At 46.2% G+C, this 1,618-nt stretch carries 2 tRNA genes and 2 rRNA genes; all 4 read left to right on the forward strand.

Going from position 1 to position 1,618, the window contains the following annotated elements:
• A 16S ribosomal RNA gene (locus BMX64_RS15520) occupies positions 1-778 on the forward strand; the annotation flags it as partial.
• Between the two features lie 124 nt (positions 779-902).
• A tRNA-Ile gene (locus tag BMX64_RS15525) sits at positions 903-976 on the forward strand.
• Between the two features lie 92 nt (positions 977-1,068).
• Positions 1,069-1,142 (forward strand) — tRNA-Ala (locus BMX64_RS15530).
• Between the two features lie 141 nt (positions 1,143-1,283).
• A 23S ribosomal RNA gene (locus BMX64_RS15535) occupies positions 1,284-1,618 on the forward strand; the annotation flags it as partial.

Consider the following 1,618-nt stretch of genomic DNA (forward strand, 5'->3'; position numbering starts at 1 on the left):
ATTGACGCTGATGGACGAAAGCGTGGGTAGCGAACAGGATTAGATACCCTGGTAGTCCACGCCGTAAACGATGGATACTAGCTGTTGGGAGCAATCTCAGTGGCTAAGCGAAAGTGATAAGTATCCCACCTGGGGAGTACGTTCGCAAGAATGAAACTCAAAGGAATTGACGGGGGCCCGCACAAGCGGTGGAGCATGTGGTTTAATTCGATGATACGCGAGGAACCTTACCAAGGCTTAAATGTAGATTGACCGGTTTGGAAACAGACTTTTCGCAAGACAATTTACAAGGTGCTGCATGGTTGTCGTCAGCTCGTGCCGTGAGGTGTCAGGTTAAGTCCTATAACGAGCGCAACCCCTGTTGTTAGTTGCCAGCGAGTCATGTCGGGAACTCTAACAAGACTGCCAGTGCAAACTGTGAGGAAGGTGGGGATGACGTCAAATCATCACGGCCCTTACGCCTTGGGCTACACACGTGCTACAATGGCCGGTACAGAGAGCAGCCACTGGGCGACCAGGAGCGAATCTATAAAACCGGTCACAGTTCGGATCGGAGTCTGCAACTCGACTCCGTGAAGCTGGAATCGCTAGTAATCGGATATCAGCCATGATCCGGTGAATACGTTCCCGGGCCTTGTACACACCGCCCGTCAAGCCATGGAAGCTGGGGGTGCCTGAAGTCGGTGACCGCAAGGAGCTGCCTAGGGTAAAACTGGTAACTAGGGCTAAGTCGTAACAAGGTAGCCGTACCGGAAGGTGCGGCTGGAACACCTCCTTTCTAGAGCCTTAGTGTTAGTAGCAATACACGCTAGGGAAAGAAGACGAAAGTTCAAGTTGGAAACAAATGCCAACATTTTATTACTCTTGCTGTTAGTTCAAATAATACCATTTAAGAATAAGAGTGTCTCGTAGCTCAGCTGGTTAGAGTACTACACTGATAATGTAGGGGTCGACAGTTCGAGTCTGTCCGAGACAACTATTTTAGACTTAAAAAAAGAAGAAATTCTAGAGTTGAGGAGTTATGAAGTATAAATTCATAATTCATAATTCACAATTCATAAATAGATTGGGGGATTAGCTCAGCTGGCTAGAGCGCCTGCCTTGCACGCAGGAGGTCAACGGTTCGACTCCGTTATTCTCCACAAGATGCTGAAATAAATTCAGCATAAAAGTTCATTGACATATTGAGATAAGAAAATAATAAAAAGTAGAAAGCATTTTTTACTTGTTTATCATTAGACAAGTAAAAGAAACGGTCTTGTTTTAAGTAACGAGATTGGTACAATAAGCAAAATAAGGGCGTATGGGGGATGCCTTGGCTCTCAGAGGCGATGAAAGGCGTGATAAGCTGCGAAAAGCTACGGGGATTGGCACACACGATATGATCCGTAGATACCTGAATGGGGCAACCCACTATGTTGAAGACATAGTACACCGATAGGTGGGCAAACCCGCTGAACTGAAACATCTAAGTAGGCGGAGGAGAAGAAAACAAAAGTGATTCCGTAAGTAGTGGCGAGCGAACGCGGATTAGCCCAAACCAATGTTGTTACGGCAATATTGGGGTTGTAGGACCACGACATTTGTTGCGGATTGAATTAGAATTTACTGGAAAGTA

The sequence above is a fragment of the Flavobacterium sinopsychrotolerans genome (assembly GCF_900110375.1).
GTDB lineage: Bacteria > Bacteroidota > Bacteroidia > Flavobacteriales > Flavobacteriaceae > Flavobacterium > Flavobacterium sinopsychrotolerans.